This is a genomic window from Burkholderia sp. BCC0097, from assembly GCF_902832985.1.
Lineage (GTDB): Bacteria > Pseudomonadota > Gammaproteobacteria > Burkholderiales > Burkholderiaceae > Burkholderia > Burkholderia orbicola.
Map to the genome: position 1 here is coordinate 208,703 of NZ_CADFDM010000010.1, position 20,311 is coordinate 229,013.

General features: G+C 66.8%; 17 protein-coding genes. 5 read left to right on the plus strand and 12 right to left on the minus strand.

The features are described 5' to 3' along the window. Positions 1-119: 119 nt before the first annotated feature. Entirely contained in the window at positions 120-1,019 is a 900-nt protein-coding gene (lpxO, locus tag HWX07_RS29960) for a lipid A hydroxylase LpxO (protein WP_175878737.1), read from the plus strand. A gap of 167 nt (positions 1,020-1,186) precedes the next feature. Continuing rightward, on the plus strand, positions 1,187-1,981 hold the full coding sequence (locus HWX07_RS29965; protein WP_175878738.1) for an extensin: 795 nt from the start codon (positions 1,187-1,189) through the stop codon (positions 1,979-1,981). Positions 1,982-2,076: 95 nt separating this feature from the next. Here the strand turns inward: HWX07_RS29965 and ahpF are convergent, their stop codons facing one another. The 5 genes from ahpF to HWX07_RS29990 all read right to left on the minus strand — a co-directional run bounded on the left by ahpF (position 2,077) and on the right by HWX07_RS29990 (position 6,228). Continuing rightward, the gene (gene ahpF, locus HWX07_RS29970) at positions 2,077-3,678 is read right to left on the minus strand and encodes an alkyl hydroperoxide reductase subunit F (RefSeq protein ID WP_175878739.1); all 1,602 of its coding nucleotides are present in this window, start codon (positions 3,676-3,678) and stop codon (positions 2,077-2,079) included. A gap of 125 nt (positions 3,679-3,803) precedes the next feature. Further along, positions 3,804-4,367 (minus strand): alkyl hydroperoxide reductase subunit C, encoded by a 564-nt coding sequence (gene ahpC / locus HWX07_RS29975; RefSeq protein WP_011547973.1) that lies wholly within the window; start codon positions 4,365-4,367, stop codon positions 3,804-3,806. A 295-nt stretch (positions 4,368-4,662) separates the two neighbouring features. After that, the gene (locus tag HWX07_RS29980) at positions 4,663-5,028 is read right to left on the minus strand and encodes a type II toxin-antitoxin system VapC family toxin (RefSeq protein ID WP_012338377.1); all 366 of its coding nucleotides are present in this window, start codon (positions 5,026-5,028) and stop codon (positions 4,663-4,665) included. Next, the gene (locus tag HWX07_RS29985) at positions 5,022-5,240 is read right to left on the minus strand and encodes a hypothetical protein (RefSeq protein WP_011547971.1); all 219 of its coding nucleotides are present in this window, start codon (positions 5,238-5,240) and stop codon (positions 5,022-5,024) included. The genes HWX07_RS29980 and HWX07_RS29985 overlap by 7 nt, the downstream gene beginning before the upstream one ends. Positions 5,241-5,331: 91 nt before the next feature. After that, positions 5,332-6,228: a LysR substrate-binding domain-containing protein gene (locus HWX07_RS29990; protein WP_074803710.1), complete on the minus strand. Its 897-nt coding sequence runs from the start codon at positions 6,226-6,228 to the stop codon at positions 5,332-5,334. A gap of 178 nt (positions 6,229-6,406) precedes the next feature. On the opposite strand from HWX07_RS29990, the gene HWX07_RS29995 reads away from it, so the two are divergent. The 3 genes from HWX07_RS29995 to HWX07_RS30005 are packed head-to-tail and all read left to right on the plus strand — an operon-like array spanning position 6,407 to position 9,386. Then, complete coding sequence (locus HWX07_RS29995; protein ID WP_175878740.1) at positions 6,407-7,573, plus strand: branched-chain amino acid ABC transporter substrate-binding protein; 1,167 nt, start codon at positions 6,407-6,409, stop codon at positions 7,571-7,573. Between the two features lie 39 nt (positions 7,574-7,612). Next, positions 7,613-8,137 carry an L-2-amino-thiazoline-4-carboxylic acid hydrolase gene (locus HWX07_RS30000; RefSeq protein WP_175878741.1) on the plus strand — a complete coding sequence of 175 codons (525 nt, stop codon included), beginning with the start codon at positions 7,613-7,615 and terminating at the stop codon, positions 8,135-8,137. Further along, positions 8,130-9,386, plus strand: a complete 1,257-nt coding sequence (locus tag HWX07_RS30005) for a Zn-dependent hydrolase (protein WP_175878742.1) — start codon at positions 8,130-8,132, stop codon at positions 9,384-9,386. The genes HWX07_RS30000 and HWX07_RS30005 overlap by 8 nt, the downstream gene beginning before the upstream one ends. Positions 9,387-9,417: 31 nt before the next feature. On the opposite strand, the gene HWX07_RS30010 is transcribed toward HWX07_RS30005, so the two are convergent. The 7 genes from HWX07_RS30010 to pgaA form a co-directional block, all read right to left on the minus strand. Beyond that, positions 9,418-10,254 carry a cytochrome c gene (locus HWX07_RS30010; protein ID WP_175878743.1) on the minus strand — a complete coding sequence of 279 codons (837 nt, stop codon included), beginning with the start codon at positions 10,252-10,254 and terminating at the stop codon, positions 9,418-9,420. Positions 10,255-10,542: 288 nt separating this feature from the next. Then, on the minus strand, positions 10,543-11,811 hold the full coding sequence (locus HWX07_RS30015) for a hypothetical protein (RefSeq protein WP_175878744.1): 1,269 nt from the start codon (positions 11,809-11,811) through the stop codon (positions 10,543-10,545). Then, positions 11,808-13,631, minus strand: a complete 1,824-nt coding sequence (glmS, locus tag HWX07_RS30020) for a glutamine--fructose-6-phosphate transaminase (isomerizing) (RefSeq protein ID WP_175878745.1) — start codon at positions 13,629-13,631, stop codon at positions 11,808-11,810. Before glmS ends, HWX07_RS30015 begins: the two co-directional genes overlap by 4 nt. A gap of 117 nt (positions 13,632-13,748) precedes the next feature. Beyond that, positions 13,749-14,237, minus strand: coding sequence for a Biofilm PGA synthesis auxiliary protein PgaD (locus HWX07_RS30025; protein ID WP_175878746.1), 489 nt, complete (start codon positions 14,235-14,237; stop codon positions 13,749-13,751). After that, a complete protein-coding gene (gene pgaC / locus HWX07_RS30030) occupies positions 14,215-15,486 on the minus strand; it encodes a poly-beta-1,6-N-acetyl-D-glucosamine synthase (protein ID WP_011547962.1) in 1,272 nt (423 codons plus the stop codon). Before pgaC ends, HWX07_RS30025 begins: the two co-directional genes overlap by 23 nt. Then, entirely contained in the window at positions 15,483-17,576 is a 2,094-nt protein-coding gene (pgaB, locus tag HWX07_RS30035; protein WP_175878747.1) for a poly-beta-1,6-N-acetyl-D-glucosamine N-deacetylase PgaB, read from the minus strand. Before pgaB ends, pgaC begins: the two co-directional genes overlap by 4 nt. Positions 17,577-17,589: 13 nt before the next feature. Further along, on the minus strand, positions 17,590-20,247 hold the full coding sequence (pgaA, locus tag HWX07_RS30040; protein WP_175878748.1) for a poly-beta-1,6 N-acetyl-D-glucosamine export porin PgaA: 2,658 nt from the start codon (positions 20,245-20,247) through the stop codon (positions 17,590-17,592). Positions 20,248-20,311 lie beyond the last annotated feature (64 nt).

Sequence of the window (20,311 nt, forward strand, 5' to 3'; positions counted from 1 at the left end):
GCACGGATCGATTGGCCATCTCGTCGCGTTGCGAGACCCACACATGCGATCTCACCGTCAGAGCAAGAAATTTTCCTCGTCTCTAGAATTTCTTCGAAAGAGCTACGGGGGAAATATCGATGCGCTGGGTCCTGTTGATCGTGTTCATTGCGTGTGTCGTGTACACGCATCGGCGCGGCAAGGTTCGGCACCGGTTGTTCAGGCAACTATCCGACCACTCGACCTTTACCGCACCGCTGAACTGCTTTTCGTATGCGTTCTCGTCGGTGCCGACCACGCCGTTTCTCGACACGGAGCACCTTCCGGAGCTCGCGGTGCTGCAGCGCGAATGGCGCACGTTCCGACGCGAAGCGCTCGCGTTGCGCGATGCGAGCCGGATCAAGGCGTCGGGCGAGTACAACGACATCGGCTTCAATTCGTTCTTTCGCCACGGCTGGAAGCGTTTTTACCTGAAGTGGTACGACGCGCCGCATCCGTCCGCGCAGTTGTTGTGTCCGCGCTCGGTCGAGATCCTGTCGCGGATTCCGTCGATCAAGGCGGCGATGTTCGCGCAGTTGCCGCCGGGCGGGACGCTCGGGCTGCATCGCGATCCGTATGCGGGCTCGCTGCGCTACCACCTCGGGCTCGACACGCCGAACGACGACGCGTGCCGTATCGTGGTCGACGGCGAGTCGTACGCGTGGCGCGACGGGGAGGCCGTGATGTTCGACGAGACGTACCTGCACTGGGCCGAAAACCGCACCGGGCACGATCGCGTGATCCTGTTTTGCGACATCGACCGCCCGATGAAATATCGCTGGGCGCAGCGCATCAATAATGCGTTCGGACAACTGCTGATGCGCGCGGCCGCGTCGCCGAACGAAACGGGCGATCGTACGGGCGGGCTCAATCGTGCGTTCCGGTACCTGTATGCGATTCGCCGTGCCGGCAAGCGCCTGAAGGCGTGGAATCGCACGGTGTACTACATCGTCAAGTGGCTGCTGTTCGGCGGGATCGCGGTCGCGATTTTCTGCATCTGATCGGCGAGAGCGGGCGGTTTATTCTCGTCTGACGATAGCGCGGCGCGGCCTCGCACGGCGTCGGCGCCCTTGCGCCGCGATCAATGCAACCAAATGTATTCGTGCGAGATCAACGCGCATTGGCCGCGTATGATGGCTTGTTCACATCGATATGTCGGTGAGCAAGCATGACGAGTACTCGTAAAACCATCATGATCGCCGGCGGGCTCCTGGTAGCCGCGGCCGGCACCGCATACGTGATGCTGTTGCGCGCGGACCACCGTGCGATCGAAGACGCCGGCATCGGCGATTCGGCCGCGCCTGTTGCCGCGGCGCCCGCGGGCAGCGATCACGCAGTACAGGGCGCGATCGCGCCGCCGGCCCCGGCCGCCGCGACGGCGCCGAAGCAGGCGGCTGCCGCGCCGCCTCCCGCACCAACCGCACCCACGCCCGCGCCGGCCGCAACCGCGCGCGTCGACGCCGCGCCTGCGCCGGTGCCGGTCGTCAGCGACAAGCCGCAACCGGTGACGAAGCCGGCCGCACCGCCGCCGAAGGTCAATGTCGTGACGGTGAACCCGGACGATTCGACCCCACCGGCCCCGGCCCAGACTGCGGCCGTTCAACCCGCCCAATCGGTCCAACCCGCTCAGTCGGCCGCGCCAGCACAGGTCACGCAACGCGCGCCGCGCAAGCGCGACGGCCTCGAACGCCACGCCGCGCCGTCGGCCGCGACGAAATCCGAAACGCCGGAGACGGCCGCGCTCGTCAGGGAATCGGCGAAGCTCGACCCGTCGTTGCCGCCGCCGTCGATGTCGTCGATCTCTTCGATGCCGGCGAGCACCGGTTCATACCGGCAGGGAAGTGCGTCGTCCGGCGCGAATCCGGTGGCGGCCGCGATGACCGAGCAACTGGTCCGGCAGTCGAGCAGTATCAAGTCGACGGCGCCCGTGCCGGCGGACGGCGGCACGACCGCGACCAAGTAACCGCGAAGGTATTCGGCATAAAAAGGGCCCCGCACGCCGACCAAAGCATGCGGGGCCAAGAGAGACAAACTGTGATGCCGGTGCGTTGATGTCCGTCAGGCGGCGACCGCTTCTTCGGCCTGCGGCTGCGCAGTGGCCGCAGGCGCCGCCACGTCCTGCCGGATCAGGTAATCGAACGCGCCGAGCGACGCCTTCGCGCCTTCGCCGACCGCGATCACGATCTGCTTGAACGGCACCGTCGTCACGTCGCCGGCCGCGAACACGCCCGGCACCGACGTCGCGCCGCGCGCATCGACGACGATCTCGCCGTGCTTCGACAGTTCGACCGTGCCTTTCAGCCATTCGGTGTTCGGCACGAGGCCGATCTGCACGAACACGCCTTCGAGGTCGACGCGCTTCGTTTCACCGGAACGCAGATCCTTGTAGACGAGCCCGTTCAGCTTGCTGCCGTCGCCGGTCAGTTCGGTCGTCTGCGCCTGCGTGACGATCGTCACGTTCGGCAGGCTGCGCAGCTTGCGTTGCAGCACTTCGTCCGCACGCAGTTGCGCGCCGTATTCGATCAGCGTGACTTCCTTCACGATGCCGGCGAGGTCGATCGCGGCCTCGACGCCCGAGTTGCCGCCGCCGACCACCGCGACACGCTTGCCCTTGAACAGCGGGCCGTCGCAGTGCGGGCAGTACGCGACCCCACGGTTACGGTATTCGCGCTCGCCCGGCACGTTGATTTCGCGCCAGCGTGCGCCGGTCGCGAGGACGATCGTCTTCGCCTTCAGCACCGCGCCGTTCGCGAGGCGGATCTGGTGCACGTCGCCCGGAATCAGTGCGTCGGCGCGCTGCACGTCCATGATGTCGACGTCGTACTGTTTCACGTGCTGCTCGAGTGCGGTCGCGAACTTCGGCCCTTCGGTCTCCTGCACCGACACGAAATTCTCGATTGCCATCGTGTCCAGCACCTGGCCGCCGAAACGCTCGGCCACGACACCCGTCGCGATGCCCTTGCGTGCCGAGTAGATCGCCGCGGCCGCGCCCGCCGGGCCGCCGCCCACGATCAGCGTGTCGAACACCGGCTTGTTTTCGAGCGACTTCGCCGCGCGTTCGCCGGCACCCGTATCGAGCTTCGCGAGGATTTCCTTCACGCTGCTGCGGCCCTGGCCGAACGATGCGCCGTTCAGGAACATCGTCGGCACGGCCATGATCTGGCGCGACTCGACTTCATCCTGGAACAGCGCGCCGTCGATCGCGACGTGGCGGATGCGCGGGTTGATCAGCGACATCACGTTCAGCGCCTGCACGACTTCCGGGCAGTTCTGGCACGACAGCGAGAAAAACGTTTCGAATGCGTAGTCGCCGTCGAGCGCGCGAATCTGTTCGATCACGTCGTCGTCGAGCTTGATCGGATGGCCGCCCGTCTGCAGCAGCGCGAGCACGAGCGACGTGAATTCATGGCCCATCGGGATGCCGGCGAAGCGGATGCCGGCCGGCTTGCCGGGCTCGCTGATCGAGAACGACGGCTTGCGCTCGGCGTCGTCGCGGCGTTCGGTTACGGTCACGCGATCCGTCAGCGACGCAATCTCGTTCAGCAGCGCCAGCAGTTCCTGAGATTTCGCGCTGTCGTCGAGCGAGGCGACGAGTTCGATCGGGCGCGTGATCTTTTCGAGGTACGCTTTGAGTTGGTTCTTGAGATTGGCGTCGAGCATGGCGTTTCGGATTCCGTATTGATAATGCTGGTCGGGCACGTCGTGCCGGAGGAGGGCGCGGGCCGCGCGAGGCGGCCCGTGGCGATGCTTGTCGCGCGCCCCGTGCGAGGCGCGCGGAGCGATCGTCAGATCTTGCCGATCAGGTCGAGCGACGGGGTCAGCGTTTCCGCACCCGGCGTCCACTTGGCCGGGCACACTTCACCCGGATGCGCCGCGATGTATTGCGCAGCCTGCACCTTGCGCAGCAGTTCGCCTGCGTCGCGGCCGATGCCGTTGTCGTGGATTTCGCACAGCTTGATCTCGCCTTCCGGGTTGATCACGAACGTGCCGCGCAGCGCCATCCCTTCTTCCTCGATCAGCACGTCGAAGTTGCGCGACAGCGTGAGCGTCGGGTCGCCGACCAGCGGGTACTTGATCTTGGCGATCGTGTCCGACGTGTCGTGCCATGCCTTGTGCGTGAAGTGCGTGTCGGTCGACACGCCGTAGATTTCGACACCCAGCTTCTGGAATTCCGCGTAACGGTCGGCGAGGTCGCCCAGTTCGGTCGGGCAGACGAACGTGAAGTCGGCCGGGTAGAACACGACGACGGACCACTTGCCCTTGAAGTTCTCTTCCGAGACGGGCACGAATTCGCCGTTGTGGTAAGCGGTTGCCTTGAACGGCTTGATTTGGGTGTTGATGATCGGCATCTGGACAATTCCTTTTCGGAAGGGGTGAGTGGAGTGTTGCCAGTATCCGGGTTCACCCTGAGCTTGTGAAATTGCTTGTTTCAATCCGAGGCATCGGGATTTTCTATCTGCTTCCGGCCCTTGATTGGCGGGGGCGGGGAGGTTTTGACGCGTTGGCACGGCTGGGCGCGCGCTCGGCATGAGCGCGAATGAGGGGCGTGCGGCGAGCATCCCGCGTGTTCCAGTTGCAGGAGGAGAGGCTGGTGCGCGTGGACCGAGGCGTGGCGGGAGAGGGCGCGTGTTCGCGCACGCCGGCTTAGATCTGATATGGCACGCGAACGCCGGGCTCGGAGGCGGGAAAGTCCTTCGTGTTGCGCGATACGAGCAACAGCCCGTTCACTTGTGCCGACGCCCACACGATTGCGTCGGGCAGACGTATGCGGCGTTCCTTGCGAATCGTCACGGCGCGATTCGCCACCGTGCTGTCGAGCGCGATGACATTGAACGACGAGAGCCATGCACGGATGGGGGCCTCGTCACTTACGGACGCCCCGACGAGGACTTCCATCCACGAGATCATGCTGATTGCGCGATAGTCGTAGCGGCCTAGCTCCGCACGCGCGGATTCCACGCCGCCCAGATAATCGATCAGGATGTTGGTGTCGAAAAGGGCTTTTACCATTCCGAGCGCAATTCCTCTTGATAGGCGAGCCCGTCGACCGTGCGATCTTTCCATAGACCGAAGACGTCGTCGGCAAGCCGGTGCTTGTTCAGGGCAATGTAGGCGTCGATCGCGTCACGAATGATGGCGGCGCGGGGACGGTGTTGAGTCTCGACGATGACGGCCAACTCGTCGAGTTGGCCATCCGACAGATCGACCAGAATCCGGCTCATGGCAACCTCCGATATATGATATGCATATCATATATGCCGCCTTGAAAGCATGCAAGGCCCTTGGGTAGGACGACGCGGCAAGGTGCCCCGCTCAAATCCCCGCCATCTCCCGCAACCATTCCGCCAGCCGCCGCGCCCCGTCGGGCATGTCCGCGTCCTCACGCGTGCACAGGTAGTAGTCGCGCCCATCGTCGAGCGCGTGGTCGAACAGTTGCACCAGCTCGCCGTTCGCCAGTTCGCGCTGGACCAGCGGCGCGCGCAGCAGCGCGGCGCCGAGATCCGCACGGGCGGCGCTCAGCGTGAGCTGGCCATCCTCGAACATCGGCCCCACCGCGTGCGATACGTGCCGCACGCCGGCGCCCTGCAGCCAGTTGACCCACGTGCTGCGATCCTCGTCATGCACCAGCGGCGCGCGCGCGAGATCGGCCGGCGTGCGGAACGGCCCGTGACGCTTCAGGAACGACGGGCTGCACATCGGCACCATCGCGCCCGGCAGCAGCCGCTCGCAGCGGTAGCCGGGCCAGTCGCCGGTGCCGAAGCGGATCGACAGATCCGACGCATCGCTTCGGTAGTTGCGGTGATGCGCGTACAGCACCGTGACGTCGACATCGGTGTTGTCGGCCAGGAACGCATGCAGCCGCGGAATGAACCAGCCGATGCCGAGCAGCGGAATCAGGCTGACGGTGATCTGGCGCAGCGACGAACGATCCCGCACGAAGCGCGTCGCGCTGCGCAGCACCGAGAACGCCGCGCTGATCGACCGGTAGTAGTCGCGTCCCTCGTCGGTGAGCGCGAGCAGCCGGCCTTCGCGTACCGTCAGCGGCGTCTGGATGAACGCCTCGAGCAGTTGCAGCTGATGGCTGACCGCCGATGGCGTGATGTCGAGCTCGCCCGCCGCCGCGGTGACCGAGCCGAGGCGCGCGAATGCTTCGAATGCACGCACCGCGCGCAACGGCGGATCGTGCGGCAATTGTTCGATATTTTTCATGTATCGAATTTTATCGAAAAGTCGGGGTAAGCGGCAACATAAAAATACCCTTTATTTACAGCGATGTACGTTAATGTGTCGGGAACGGTATAAGCATCAAATAATTGGGTATTTGGGGTTTGAGTGTCGAATATTTAATATTTTTCATGTTTTTGATCCGACTGACCCGTCCCCGCACATGAAAATCGCTTTATTTTCCACCCGCCTCGCCTTCTCGGCGGCCGCCCTGGTCGCCACCGTTCCCGCGTTCGCGCAGTCCGCTCCGCAGACGGTCCTGATCGGTCTCGCCGCGCCGCTCACCGGCCCGTCCGCACGGATCGGCAAGGACTTGCAGAACGGTGCGCAGCTCGCGATCGACGACGCGAACGCGAAGCATCCGACCATCGGCGGCAAGCCGGTCGTCTACAAGCTCGTCGCGGCCGACGACCAGTCCGACCCGCGCACGGCCGTCTCGGTCGCGCAGCAAGTCGTCGACCAGCACGTGATCGGCGTCGTCGGTCACTGGAACACGGGCTGCAGCGTGCCGGCGTCGCGCGTGTACCGCGATGCGGGCATTCCGCAGATCGCGCCGGCCTCCACCGGTCATCAATACACGCAGCAGGGCTACGCGACCGCGTTCCGCATCATGGGTCACGACGATGCGGGCGGCCACTTCACCGGCGCATACGCGGTGAAGACGCTGAAGGCCAAGCGCATCGCGGTGATCGACGATCGCACGTCGTTCGGCGCCGGGCTGGCCGACCAGTTCATCAAGGGCGTGCAGGCGAACGGCGGCACGATCGTCGATCGTCAGTACGTGAACGACAAGACGACCGACTTCAGCGGCGTGCTGACCGCGATCAAGGGCAAGCGCGCGGACCTCGTGTTCTTCGGTGGCCTCGACGCGCAGGCCGCGCCGATCGCGCGCCGGATGCGCCAGCTTGGCGTGAATGCACCGCTGCTCGGCGCGGGCGGCTTCGTGAGCCAGACCTTCCTGTCGCTCGCCGGCAAGGACGGCGACGGCGTGACGGCGCTCGAACCGGGCCTGCCGCTCGACCGGATGCCGGGCGGCAAGGCGTTCGACACGCAATACCAGGCGCGCTTTCACGCGCCGATCGAGCTGCATGCGCCGTTCGCGTACGACGCGGCCGCCACGCTGATCGCGGCCGCGCAGAAGGCCGGCACGACCCAGCCGGCGAAGCTGGTCGCGGCCGTCCGTGCGGTCGATCGACCGGGCGTGACCGGGCGCATCGCGTTCGATACCGAAGGCAACCTGAAGGACCCGGCCTTCACGATCTACCAGGTGCGCGGCGGCAAGTGGGCCGTCGTCGACGTGCTCGGCGGCTCGCGCACCGCGGCCAAGTAACGACAAAACGACAAAACGACAAAAACCAGGACGATTCCCATGACAGAAGCGCACCCGACATCCGCCGCCGCACCCGAGGACTCGCGCCTCGGGATCCTCGCGCGGCGCCGCATCGAAGCGGAAATCATCAAGCCGATCTACGAGATCATGAAGCGCGAGTTCGGCGCCGAGCGCGCGCAGGCCGTGATCGCGGAAGCCGTGCGCGGCGCGGCCGTCGACGCGGGCCGGACCTTCGCCGCGCAGGAGCCGGACGGCACGAGCGTGAAGTCGTTCATCGCGCTGCAGGTGCTGTGGGAGAAGGACGATGCGCTCGACGTCGAGGTGCGGCGCGCGGACGACGCGCACTACGACTACGACGTGCACCGCTGCAGCTATGCGGAGATGTATCACGCGATGGGGCTCGGCGAGATCGGCCACCTGCTGAGCTGCGCGCGCGACAGCTATTTCATCCAGGGCTATGCGCCGGACATCGCGCTCACGCGCACGAGCACGATCATGCAGGGCGGCAAGCGCTGCGATTTTCGCTATGCGCTGCAAAGTGCGCCGGAGAACGGCGATGCGTAACGATGCCGATATCGCGAGCATGCCGCGCGTCGACGGCGAGCGCCTGTGGGCGTCGCTCGAACGGATGGCGCAGATCGGCGCGACGCCGAAGGGCGGTGTGTGCCGTCTCGCGCTGACCGACCTCGACCGCGAGTCGCGCGACCTGTTCGTGCAGTGGGCGCGCGACGCCGGCTGCACGGTGCGCGTCGACCGGATGGGCAACGTGTTCGCGCGCCGCGCAGGCCGCAATCCGGACGCCGCACCGGTGATGACGGGCTCGCACGCCGATTCGCAGCCGACCGGCGGCCGCTACGACGGTATTTACGGCGTGCTCGGCGGGCTCGAAGTCGTGCGCGCGCTGAACGACGCGGGCATCGAGACCGAGCGCCCGATCGACGTCGTGATCTGGACCAACGAGGAAGGCTCGCGCTTCGCGCCGGCGATGGTGTCGGCCGGCGTGTTCTCGGGCATCTATACGCTCGAATACGGGCTGTCGCGCACCGACGGCGCGGGCCGGACGATCGGCGAGGAGCTCGAACGGATCGGCTACGCGGGCGCGGAGCCGGTCGGCGGCTATCCGGTGCATGCGGCGTACGAACTGCACATCGAGCAGGGCGCGATTCTCGAACGGGCCGGCAAGACGATCAGCGTCGTGACGGCCGGGCAGGGGCAGCGCTGGTACGAGGTGACGCTCACCGGGGTCGACGCGCACGCCGGTACGACGCCGATGGCGTTCCGTCGCGACGCGCTGGTCGGCGCGGCGCGGATGATCTCGTTCATCGAGGTGCTCGGCCGCCGTTACGCACCGGATGCGCGCGCAACGGTCGGGATGATCGAGGCGCGGCCGAATTCGCGCAACACGGTGCCGGGCGGCTGCTTCTTCACGGTGGAATTCCGTCATCCGGACGATGCGGTCCTCGACGAACTGGACGCGGCGCTGCGCGCGGAACTTGCGCGTGTGGCCGACGAAACCGGCCTCGGTGCGCGGATCGAGCAGATCTTCACGTATGCGCCGGTGCCGTTCGCGCCACGCTGCATCGACACGGTGCGTGACGCGGCGCGCTCGCTCGGGCTGTCGCACATGGACATCGTGTCCGGCGCGGGCCATGACGCATGCTATGTCGCGCGTGTCGCGCCGACGGGCATGATCTTCGTGCCGTGCGTCGATGGGCTGAGCCACAACGAGGCCGAAGCGATTACGCCGGAATGGGCGACGGCGGGCGCCGACGTGCTGTTGCGCGCGGTGTTGCTGAGCGCGCAGGAAGCGTAAGCGCGCCGGGTGCGGCCGGGTGGGGGGCGCGTTATTTTGCCGCCTTGCGCCGCGCCATATACGCGAGATACGCGACGATCTGGTCGAGTTCGCGATCGCTCAGTTGATCGGGCGGAAACGTCGGCATGCTGCGGCCCGGCCAGTCGCGCACCGACGCCGGATTGCGGATGTAGCGGCGCAGCGCGGCGGGCTGGAAGTAGTCGACCGGGTTCATCGGCGTGTTCAGGTCGGGGCCGGCGTGGCTGCTGCCCGCGCCGTCGACGCGGTGACACGCGAGACATTGCGTGACGAACAGGCGCTGGCCCGCGCGGGCCGGATCGTTCGCGGGCAACGCGGTGTCGACGGCGAGCGACGGCCAGCGCGCGAGCGGCGACGATTCGATCGTGATGCGCACGATCTGGTACGGCCACTGCTCGCCGCGCACCGACGACGCGTCCGGCCCGAGCCAGACGAGATAGAACGGCCCCGCGCTGAGCTGCTTGCCGGGCAGCTTCGGCCACGGATGGGCCGGGTCCTCGATCGCGAGCCACGGGATCGCGCCGGCCGGCGCGCGGCGGCGCACGAGATCGAGCGGCAGTTGCGCGGCGAAACCGTCGGCCGCGCGCGTTTCGAGCACACCGTCGGCCGGCAGCGGCGTGTCGCCGAGCAGCGCGGCGAACGGCACCGCGCGGAACGTCATCGGCCGGCCGTAGGCGATGTCGCGCGGCACGTGGATGTCGGCCGCATCGGCGCGTGCGAGCAGCGTCTGGCGGGTGAGGGCACGCGTCGTGCCGTCGGTATCGAGTTCGAGCGTGGACTGGGCCGACGCGCGTTGCCCGAGCAGGCAAACCGTCAGCAGCACGAGCGAAAACCACTGGCGCTTCAGCATTCGTTCTCCGGGAAGGGGCGTTCCGGCGGCGGCAGGAGGCGGGACGCCGCGGCCGATGGAAGGAATCGGGCGACAGTCTAGCCGGTACGGGCGGCGCTGGCGAATTCCGCAGAGGAAAGGCGCGGCAGTTGGGGTCGGGCAGGCCCGCGACGGCGTGCCCGACTACCGGGCGGCCGAGTTGAGAGGTGTTGTCTGTCGCGGTGTGGTTCGGATGGCGGAAAGACGAAGGGCACGGGGAGACACGCGGCCTGTCCGCGTTCACGACGACAGTGCGTTACCGGAGCGCCGTCAATGACTCGAACACGACATTTCGTTCTTCGGCATCGGCGTGTCGCGCGCCGGTTCGAAATCGGCTTCGCGCAGCCCCGACGGCGTCAGCGACACGAAATGCATCGCCGTGCCGTGCGCCGGGAAGCTGGCGATGCCCGTCGAGCCCCACGGAATCGGCGAGCGCTGCACGCCGCTCACTACCATGCCCGCCGGCGCAAGCGCGAGCGTCAGCAGCCGCCCGTCGCGGGTCGGCACATACGCGTGCGTGCCGGCGACGCCGATACCCGATTCGCGCACCGACGCGGGCAGGCAATCGAGCGTCGCCGTGCGGCGGCCGTCCGGCGCGATCAGCATCGCGACGCCGCGCTCGTCCGCTGTCGTCGTGACGACGATGAAACGGTCGATCTCCGGCACATAGGCGGCTGAATACACGTAGTACTGGATCGCATCGTTCAGCGATCCAAGTTTATTCAGCTTCGCGGTGACCGGATCGAACATCGCGTATTCGAGCGTCGCGTCCGTGCTGCCGTCGATGAATTTCTGCCACACGAGCAGCGCGTTGCGCGGCGAGCCCGCGATCACGGGCCACCACTCGCGGCGATGCGGCGCGACCGCGACATGGTTCAGCACGCGCCCGGCCGCGTCGTAGGTTTTCAGGTAGACGCCGTTGCCGCTGCCGAGGTTGTCGACTCCGCCGCCGTTGACCCAGTCGGCCGAATAGAACACGACGAAGCGGTCGGCGACCGTCGCGACATGCCCCGAATGGCCGCCCGATTCGACGTCGTTCGGGTAGGGCTTGATCGGCTTCAGGTCGCGGCGGTAGACGCCGTAGCGCTGGCTGACTTCCTGCGACGTATTCCAGCCGTCCTCGAACGTGACGAAGATGTCGCCGTGCGCGTTTTGCGCGATCGAGACGGGCTCCTGCGCCTCGGGGCGGCTGATGAACGTGCGCACGTGCAGCAGGCGCGGCTCGCTGGGCCGCCACTCGCCGACGTACACGTCGTGCGGCCAGCTGCCGCCGCGCAGCGCGCCGCGCGGCACGATGCCCGAGCTGCTGAAGAACACCCAGCGTTTGCCGTCGCCGGCGTCGGCCACGCCGATGCCGTGCATGAAGCGCCGCGGGTCGCCGGTGTCCTGCGGCGTCGGGGCGCTCGGCACGGTGACCGTATGCACGACCGGCGCGCCGGCAAAGGCAGGCGGCGACGCCGTGGCGAGGCTGCCCGCGCCGCAGAGGGCAGCCATGGCCAGCCGCATGACCGCCTGTACCGGGCGCGTTCGTCGCGTCATTCGACGGTCACCGATTTCGCGAGGTTGCGCGGCTTGTCGACATCCGCGCCGCGTGCGCAGCCGACGTGATACGCGAGCAGTTGCAGCGGAATCACGTTGACGATCGGCGACAGCACGTCGCCCGATTCGCGCACGCGGATCAGGTGCGTGTCGCGGTCGGCGTCGATCTCGAGCTGATTGCCGGCCAGCACGTAGAGCCGGCCGCCGCGCGCGCGCACCTCGGCCATGTTGGACTTCAGCTTCTGGAACAGGCGGTCGTCCGGCGCGATCGTGACGACCGGCATCGCGCTCGTGACGAGCGCGAGCGGCCCGTGCTTCAGCTCGCCGGCCGCATAGCCTTCCGCATGGATGTACGACACCTCCTTGAGCTTCAGCGCGCCTTCCAGCGCGATCGGGAAATGGATGCCGCGCCCGAGGAACAGCGCATTCTCGGTGCGGGCGAACTTCGCGGCCCAGCCCATGATCTGCGTTTCCAGCGCGAGCGCGTGGCTGATGCGATCGGGCAGCGCGCGCAATTGCTTCAGGTGCGTCGCGACTTGCGCGGCATCGAGCCGGCCGCGCAGTTGCGCGAGCGTCAGCGTCAGCACGAACAGCGCGACGAGCTGCGTGGTGAACGCCTTGGTCGACGCGACACCGAGTTCGGCGCCGGCCCGCGTCAGGAACCGCAGCGGCGCGTTGCGCGCGATCGTGCTGGTCGCGACGTTGCAGATCGCCATCGACAGATCCTGGCCCATCGCGCGCGCCTGCTCGATCGCGCCGATGGTGTCGGCCGTTTCGCCCGACTGCGAGATGCCGACGACGAGCGTGCGCGGATCGGCCACCGTGTCGCGGTAGCGGTATTCGCTGGCGATCTCGACCTGCGCCGGCACGCCCGCGATGCTCTCGAGCCAGTATTTCGCGGTCAGGCCCGCATAGTAGCTGGTGCCGCAGCCGAGCAGCAGCACGCTTCTCACCCGCGACAGCAGCGCGCGCGTGCCTTCCGTCGCGTCGAACAGCGCCGGCGAGATCGCGTCGATGCCGTCCAGCGTGCTGTCGATCGCCTTCGGCTGCTCGAAGATTTCCTTCTGCATGAAGTGCTGGTAAGGGCCGAGCGCGGCGTCGTCCGCGCGCGCCTTCACTTCGCACAACGGGCGCCGCGCTTCCTGCCCGCCCGCATCGACCACGGCGATGCGCTCCGGCGTGATCAGCGCGACGTCGCCGTCCTCCAGGTACACGAAGCGGTCGGTCAGGTCGCCGAGCGCCGCGCAATCGGACGCCAGGTAGTTCTGCTCGGCGCCGATGCCGATCACGAGCGGCGAGCCGGCGCGCGCGGCGACGAGGCGCTGCGGCTCGAGCGCACTGAGCACCGCGATCGCGTACGCACCGTGCAGCCGCTTGACGGCGCGCACGACCGCATCGAACAGGTCGTCGCGATAGAGGCTGTGGATCAGGTGCGCGATGACTTCGGTATCGGTCTGCCCGCGAAACGTGTAGCCGCGTTGCTTCAGTTCGGCGCGCAGCGTGTCGTGGTTTTCGATGATCCCGTTGTGTACGACCGCGATCGTGTCGCCCGACATGATCGGGTGCGCGTTCATTTCGGACGGAGCACCGTGCGTCGCCCAGCGTGTGTGCGCGATGCAGGTACGTGCTTCGAGACCGAGCGTCAGCACGCGGTCCTGCAAGTCGGTCACGCGTCTCAACGTACGTTCGCTGCGCAGGCGGCCATCGCCTTGCACGGCGATGCCGCATGAATCGTAACCGCGATATTCGAGCCGGCTCAGCGCATTGACCAGTTGCGGCACTTGATTGTTCCGGCCGCTTGCTCCGACGATTCCGCACATGATTCACCTCGTCTCCAGGAAGTTGTCGACCGGCACGCGTCGCGCGCCGGCACGGTGTCGAAAGCGGTGCCACGTCGCGCGGCAGGCGTCGCGCCCGGCGCGGCAGTTTCCGACGATTCATTCGCGGGGCTGCGGCTCGGCATGCGCGACCCATTCGATGCCCGAAATCGACCCGTTCGCATCGTGCGACGCGACGAGAATGCGCGTCGTGCGTCGCGCGCCGCGCCGGCGCTCGCTCGAGAACGCGGTCGCCGGTACGGAGCGCACCTTCACGCTGGCCGAGCGTCGCAGCATCTTCGATACACGTAACCGATAGGCGAACGGATGCACGACGCGTCCCGCGATCAGCCACATGACGATCGTGCCGGCGATCAGCGCGATGCTCGTCACGTAGAACACGATCTGTTCGATCGGCATCTCGGCCTCGTTGAACGGCAGCAGGTAACGGTACGTATAGATGCAGATCGAGGCCCATACGCCCCCGACCAGCGCAGGCCGCACGAGGCGGAACCACGCGACGAGCACGGGCCCGACGATGTTGCCGCGTTCGGCGATCATGTCGCGCGGTGCGCGCAGGGAAAGGTCAATAATCGGCGCGTTCTTCATGTTGAATGCCTCGGTCGGGACTGACCCAGACGGCGCGCTTGCCACGGCCCCGCAGCACGACGGCGGGCAGGGCGATGACGGTGGTGATCATGCTGATCAGCCAGAACGCGACGGGGTACCAGATGGTGTCAAGGAAGTACATCAGGAGTTTTTCGTCGTAACGACGATCGATCATGCTGCCGATGATCAGCTGCAGGATGCAGGTCGCGACCAGCAGCATCCCGTGCCAGTGCGGCACCACGGACACATGCCAGTTCGGCGGAAGCGGGTAGACGACGTCGATCAGCGCGAGCAGCAGGATGAACGTCATCGAGTACGCCCACGCGATGCCGATCAGGTATTCGGCGAACAGCGGCCACATCATCATCTGCGTCGGCCGCATCAGCGTGCCCGCGTACTTGAGCAGCACCTGGATGCCGCCCTTCGACCAGCGCAGCCGCTGCCGGTAGAGCCCCTTCACCGTCTCGGGCATCAGGATCCAGCTGAGCGCGTGCGGCTCGTACACGACGCGCCAGTCGCGGCATTGCAGCTTCCAGCTGATGTCGATGTCTTCGGTGAGCATGTCCGAGCTCCAGTAGCCGACGTCGGCGAGCGCGGTCTTGCGGAACATCGTGATCACGCCCGACACCGTGAAGATGCGGCCGTACACCTGTTGCGTGCGCTTGATCAGCCCGACGATCGACGAGAATTCGCCGACCTGCATGCGGCCGAGCAGCGACGTGCGCGTGCGGATGCGCGGGTTGCCGGTCACCGCGCCGACGCCCGGGTCGGTCAGGAAGTGCTCGAGCATCCAGCCGATCGCATCGTGCGCGAGCAGCGCGTCGCCGTCGATGCACAGCAGGTATTCCGCGTTCGACACGGCCGCCGCGGTCGTCAGCCCGACCGCCTTGCCTTCGTTGCGCGCGTGATGGATCACGAGCAGCCGCGGGATCTCGACGGCCAGCTCGTTGAGGATTTCGCCGGTGCGGTCCTTGCTGCCGTCGTTGACCGCGATGATGTCGTAGTTCGGATACTGCATCCCGTTCAGGTGGCCGATCACGCTGCGCGCGTTCGCGGCTTCGTTGAAGCAGGGCACGACGATCGAGACCTTCGGGATGCCGCTCGACGCGATCGTGCGCGTCGACAGCTCGCGGCCTTCCTCGAGCAGGAAGTAGTGCACGACGCCGCCGATCATCCACAGATACGACATGAAGAACGGATAGTAGAAGACGAAATCCTGCAGGCGCTGGATGAGGCTATGGGAGGTCATGGTGTCTTGGTTCCCTGCGATTGCTGCATCTGCATCAGCGCGTTGATCGAGGTGGGGTCGAGGCGCGACTTCAGCGACATCACGTCGCGCATCGCGTCGAGTTCCGGCTGGCCGTTCAGGAAGTTGTCGGGGTAGTAGCCGAAATTCACCGCGCCCTCGCTGCGCAGCCGCCGCATCTGCGCGAGCAGCGTGCTGGCCGGCACCGCCTTCTGCCCGTGCCAGTCGTACGCCTGCAGTTCGAACACGGTGCGCTGCAGCCCGCGCTGCTTCGTGCGTACCGCCTTCACGAGCTGGTCCAGCCAGCCTTCCGGGTCTTTCGCCTGTTCCATGTACGGCATCGCCATCAGCGCGACGTAGTCGTAGGTGGCGAGGAAATCGTCGTAGTTCTGCGCGAACCACGCTTCCGATTCGGGCTTGAGCACCGGCATCGCGAAGATGTTGCGCGAGGTCAGCACGTCGCCGACGTTCTGATGGGCCAGCACGATCTGTTCGAGCTGCCGGGTCATGTCGATCAGGTAGCGCGTCTTCTGGCGCGTCCAGCGCTTCATCAGGTCGGGGTTCTCGCGGATCTTGCCGACGTCCGCCGGCAGCCCCCATTGCGAATACACGCGCAGCGCATGCCGGCTCGCATCCTCGTAGTCGTCGAGCACGGCGTCGTCGCTGAACAGGAGCCCGCTGAACGACGCGTGCTTGCTGAGATCCTCGTAGACCTGCTGGATCATCAGCCGCGCATCGGGATCGAACGGACTCAGCCGGAACACGCGCGTGCCGTTCTCTCTAGCCGGCGCGCCGCCGAACGCGCTCACGGCCTGGAGCGAGCGGAGCTTGTCGGCGGGCGGCCGGAACGCGAGCACCGGCATCCACGCGTACACCTGTACGTTGGCGCGCGTATTGAGTTGCCACGCGGCACGCGAGAACAGGTCGGAACGCATCGGCAGGTGCCGGTTGGGGAAATACACCGCCTCGGCCACGCCCGTGCCCTTCGGGTCCGCAAACGCCTGCAGGTACACCGATTTCGGCTGCATCCGGTAGATGCGCTCGATCAGCTTGCCGAGATTCGCTTCCTGCCGTGCGGGATCGGGATCGTAGACCTGGTCGAGATCGACCTGCACGGTGCGCTCGGGCACGTCGACGTCGCCGCGGTTCGACGCCGGTTCGCGCATCGAGCGCTCGAACCCGCCGATGTCGACGTCGTACATCATCAGGATCCGTCTCAGCCGGTCGAGCGGCACGTCCGGCGTATTCGGGCCGGCATCGAGGCTGAACTGGATGTCCATGCCGAGCGACGTCGAGATCTGGCGCACGGGCTGGTTTTCCGCGCCGTACGGCCACACCATCGAGCGCGCGACGATACCGGTGCGTTCGCGGATCTGCTGCACGCACGTCTGCAGGTCGTCGTGCACGCGTGCATGGAACTCGGCGTCGGTTTCATAGCGTTTCTGGTCCTGCAGGTACAGATGCGACGTGGTCGCCGGCAACTCGTTGCCTTGCGGATTCGCGACCGCGCCATGATGGAGATTGTGGGTGTGGCAGCCGAGCTCGACGAATTCCGACTGGCCGAGCTTCTTCACCTCGTCCCACGACAGGAAATAGTCGCGCGGCACCTGCACCTTGTCGCTGATGCGGATCGGCGTATCCGGCGGTGTGTCGATCCACGCGGTGACGAGGCCCATCACAGCCGGATACTTGAAGCGCTCGAGCAGCGGCAGCACTTTCGTGTAGTGGCTGCGGAAGCCGTCGTCGAACGTGAGCAGCACGGAGCGCGGCGGCAGCGGCTTGCCGCCGCGGCGCGACTCCTCGATCTGCTTGACCGTGATGGTGTGGTAGTTGTTGGTCTGCAGCCACGAGAAGATCGCGGTCAGCGTGCCGGTATCGACCGCGAACGGATCGATGATCGCGGTCGGCGACGAGAACGACGCCATCAGGTTGTCGCGCACGTCGTGCATGCAGATCACGCGAAACGTCTTGCCGTCGGCTGGATCGGACGGCGGCAGCAGATCGATCATCTTGGCGTTGGTCACGCCCGGGAACAGCGAACAGGCGGCAAACGTTCCGAGGCATCCGCACATGAAGGTCCGTCTGGATTGCATTCAGAGCTCCTTGCTAAAACGGCAGGTTGAGCGACAGGAAGCCGGTTTCGGAGCGCTCGCGCTGGCCGTCGTATGCGTGGCTGCTGACCTCGACGCCGTAGCTCAGCGTGATGTCGTGCTTGAATGTCCACGCGTGCTCGAGGCGCGCGCTCCACAGCGGGCTGGTGCCGAAGCCGCGCTCGTTGTACGCGCCGCCCGATACCGACACGCGTTGTTGCAGCCCCGTGTCACCTTTCTTCCACAGCGTCAATTGATGCATCACGGTCGCCGCGGCCGCGTAGTCGCGACCGGGGCTGAAGTAGGGCGCGTCCTGGCGCGTGTTGCTGTCGGTGCCGAGATTCAGCGAGACGTTGACGAGCTGGTTCGCGGACGTGTACACGCGCTGCGTGGCGGTCGCCGCGATCTCCTGATGGAAGTTCGAATCGCTGTAGCGGCTCACGCCGTAGCTCAGCTTGACTTCGCGCCGGTCGTTCTGCCGATACACGACTTCGACGTTCGCGGAGCGGCCCCAGATGTGCGCGGCATACGCCTTCCACGGCAGCGAGTTGTCGTTGGTGTCGAGCCCGGCGTTGACCGTCCAGTAGTCGTTCAGCGCGTACGCGATCGTGCCGCGGCCGCCGGTCCGGCCGTCCCCGCCCAGCGAGCGCGTGACTTCGCCGAGCACCGTGAGCGGCCCGTGCCGGTAGTCGCCGCCGATGCCCGTACGCGTGCGGCTGACGCTGCCGCCGTCGGTTTGCGCATGGCCGAAGAACGTATGCGAGAAGACCCGCCAGTTGTCGCCGAACGGTTGCGAATAGATGTAGCTGTCCGACGTGAAGCTGTTGTCGGCCAGTGCGCTGTTGCCGTGCTCGAAGCTCAGGTCGGTCGTGAACACCGGGCTGCGGTATGCGTTGTAGTCGCGCTTGAAACCGCGCACGGCGCCGCTGTCCGGGAACGTGTTGCCGAGGGTCTGGTCGACGGTCTTCGCGGTCGCGTAGTCGTCTGCCGTGAGCGATGCGCGGCCGAGGCCAGCGAGCATCTCGACGCTGTCCGGGTGATCGGTCAGCGATGCGCGATACATCGAGATCGCCTGGCGCGGATGCGACTGGCCCGACACGGCGTCGGCGTGCGCGGCACGGACCTCGGCGTTGAACGGCACCTCTTTCTCGAGCTGTTCGAGGGCGGCGATCCCCTGGTCGACGTGACCCGTGAAGATCAGGTACTGCGCGCGCAACCGGTAGTAGCGCAGATAGTCGCTTTCTCCCGGACCGACGTTGGTCACCTGCTTGACCGGCGGCAGCGACTTCTCCATGTCGTCGAGCACCTGCTTCGCTTCGGGCGCACGCGCCTGATCGACGTACGACCAGAACAGCCCTTCGCGCAGCTCGATCGGCTGCGTGCGGGCGCCATACTGGAAGCCGCGGGTCGCGCGATCGGTCGGCGACGCGGTGGCCTGCTGCAACGCACGCGCGTAGACGGCGTTCGCCTTGGCCGGCTCGCTCAGGTACAGGTACGCATCGCCGACGGCCGCCAACGCGTCGATCGAGATCTCCGCGTTGGACGGAATCGTCTCGAACGTCGTGACGGCCGTTTTCATGTCGCCGCGTGCGGCGAGGGCCACTACCCGGTCACCCGCGAGCGCCGTGCGGACCGGCGTGTACTCCGGCGTGGCCGGTATCCGCTTGTCGAGGTCGTCGGCGGCGCGCAGCGCGTTGTCGAGGCCGTCGAAGCGGTCCGAACTCGTCATCGAACGCGACTTGTCGCGTCCGCCGCGCACCTGCTGGCGAATCGACAGTTCTTCCAGTTGCGCGATGTCGACGGCGGAGAACGCATCGGGCCGGGCCTTCGCTTCGTCGAGCGCCTTGACCGCGCCGCCGCTGGCCGCGAGGCCGAACACGTCGTTGCGCACCGTCGCGACGTCGGCGGTGCGAAGATTCGGCGCCTGCGCATTCGGCGCCTGGACGTCGGGTCCTTGCGATCGCTGGATCGCGTCGCCAGGGAGCTGCGCGCCGGGTGACTGTGAATTCGGTTGCCCGGACGACGGCGGTTCGGCGCCCGGCGGCTGGGTCGCCGGGGTGGGCGAGTTCGGCATCGGCGTGCCGGACGCCTGTGCGGTGAGCGTCGGCGTAGCGGGCGTGGTGGTTGTAGTAGATGTATCCGGCGGTGCGCTGGTCGTGGTTTGGGCGAGTTGCTGAGGTGCATCCGACGTTGGCACGCGTGGCGCTGGCGTATCCGGTGGCACCGTGTCGAATGCCTGCGCCAGCAGCATCGGCGCATTCGGCGCGTGCGCGGCCGGCGCAGGTGCATTCGACGCGGTTGCGCCCGGCATCGGAGCACTCGGCTGCGCTGCATCCGGGTCCACCACGACCGTGGTCGGCATCGCGGGGTTCGCCTGCGCGATCTGCATCGACGCATCCGAGGCCTGGGCGATCGGCGTTGGCGCATGAGGGGGCTGCGTGCCCGACCCTTGGGCGGCCTGCGTCGACGGGCCGGTCGGTTGCAGGTCGGGCGGCAGCGCATCCGGCGCGCCATGGGACCCGGCGATTTCACTCGCGCCGCGCGGCTCCGCGTCGCCTTCGGCGGCAAGGCACGGGCCGGATGCGACGAGCAGGCACAGCAACGGCGCATGCAGGAGGACCCGCCGGTTCGGCGCAACGACGGTGGTGCATTGTTGTTGACGATTGTTAGCCACGGTGTCTCCTCACTTTGAAACGATCACATCGGTTGCACGCCCGACGGCGTGCGTCGCCGGCCGT

Bases quoted from the DNA above. Each gene is read 5' to 3' on its own strand.
- pgaC (WP_011547962.1), bottom strand. From the start codon at position 15,486: ATGACCTCCCATAGCCTCATCCAGCGCCTGCAGGATTTCGTCTTCTAC.
- HWX07_RS30005 (WP_175878742.1), top strand. From the start codon at position 8,130: ATGCGTAACGATGCCGATATCGCGAGCATGCCGCGCGTCGACGGCGAG.
- HWX07_RS29985 (WP_011547971.1), bottom strand. From the start codon at position 5,240: ATGAGCCGGATTCTGGTCGATCTGTCGGATGGCCAACTCGACGAGTTG.
- HWX07_RS29980 (WP_012338377.1), bottom strand. From the start codon at position 5,028: ATGGTAAAAGCCCTTTTCGACACCAACATCCTGATCGATTATCTGGGC.
- HWX07_RS30000 (WP_175878741.1), top strand. From the start codon at position 7,613: ATGACAGAAGCGCACCCGACATCCGCCGCCGCACCCGAGGACTCGCGC.
- glmS (WP_175878745.1), bottom strand. From the start codon at position 13,631: ATGTGCGGAATCGTCGGAGCAAGCGGCCGGAACAATCAAGTGCCGCAA.
- HWX07_RS30010 (WP_175878743.1), bottom strand. From the start codon at position 10,254: ATGCTGAAGCGCCAGTGGTTTTCGCTCGTGCTGCTGACGGTTTGCCTG.
- HWX07_RS30015 (WP_175878744.1), bottom strand. From the start codon at position 11,811: ATGACGCGACGAACGCGCCCGGTACAGGCGGTCATGCGGCTGGCCATG.
- lpxO (WP_175878737.1), top strand. From the start codon at position 120: ATGCGCTGGGTCCTGTTGATCGTGTTCATTGCGTGTGTCGTGTACACG.
- ahpC (WP_011547973.1), bottom strand. From the start codon at position 4,367: ATGCCGATCATCAACACCCAAATCAAGCCGTTCAAGGCAACCGCTTAC.
- pgaB (WP_175878747.1), bottom strand. From the start codon at position 17,576: ATGCAATCCAGACGGACCTTCATGTGCGGATGCCTCGGAACGTTTGCC.
- HWX07_RS30025 (WP_175878746.1), bottom strand. From the start codon at position 14,237: ATGAAGAACGCGCCGATTATTGACCTTTCCCTGCGCGCACCGCGCGAC.
- ahpF (WP_175878739.1), bottom strand. From the start codon at position 3,678: ATGCTCGACGCCAATCTCAAGAACCAACTCAAAGCGTACCTCGAAAAG.
- HWX07_RS29965 (WP_175878738.1), top strand. From the start codon at position 1,187: ATGACGAGTACTCGTAAAACCATCATGATCGCCGGCGGGCTCCTGGTA.
- HWX07_RS29995 (WP_175878740.1), top strand. From the start codon at position 6,407: ATGAAAATCGCTTTATTTTCCACCCGCCTCGCCTTCTCGGCGGCCGCC.
- HWX07_RS29990 (WP_074803710.1), bottom strand. From the start codon at position 6,228: ATGAAAAATATCGAACAATTGCCGCACGATCCGCCGTTGCGCGCGGTG.